Genomic DNA, 437 nt, shown 5'->3' with positions numbered 1-437 from the left:
CGTCGAGCTTTGCACTGGTACTGGCCGGTCTGCTGTATATGTTCAAACCGGAGCAAAATAACACGCTGGCGGTGGCGGACGGATTAGCGCTTAACCATAAACCCGTCAAGTTGAAAGCGGCGCTGAGCCTGCTGAAAATGCGAAAATTTTGGTGCCTGGTGATGTATATCGTTGGGGTAGCCTGCGTGTACGACGTGTTCGATCAGCAGTTCGCCAACTTCTTCACTTCGTTTTTCAGCGACCGACATGCGGGGACCCAGGCGTTTGGCTATGTGACCACGCTGGGTGAGTTTCTTAACGCTTTTATCATGTTCTTTGCGCCGTTGATCATCAACCGTATTGGCGGCAAGAACGCGCTGCTGATTGCCGGGGTGATTATGTCGGTGCGGATTATCGGTTCTTCGCAGGCAGATTCGGTGACCGCGGTGATCTTCCTC

The 437-nt window shown here is 53.1% G+C and carries 1 protein-coding gene; it reads left to right on the top strand.

All coding sequences use genetic code 11. The annotated features are described in order from the left end of the window. Positions 1 to 437, top strand: a 437-nt coding sequence (locus BEI65_RS27230) for an MFS transporter (RefSeq protein ID WP_232519126.1), incomplete at both ends; no start/stop codon positions are given.

Source organism: Serratia sp. BW106, from assembly GCF_002607755.1.
Classification (GTDB): domain Bacteria; phylum Pseudomonadota; class Gammaproteobacteria; order Enterobacterales; family Enterobacteriaceae; genus Serratia; species Serratia proteamaculans.
Note: the sequence above shows the minus strand (reverse complement) of the source record. Positions and strands in the feature narration are given on the sequence as shown.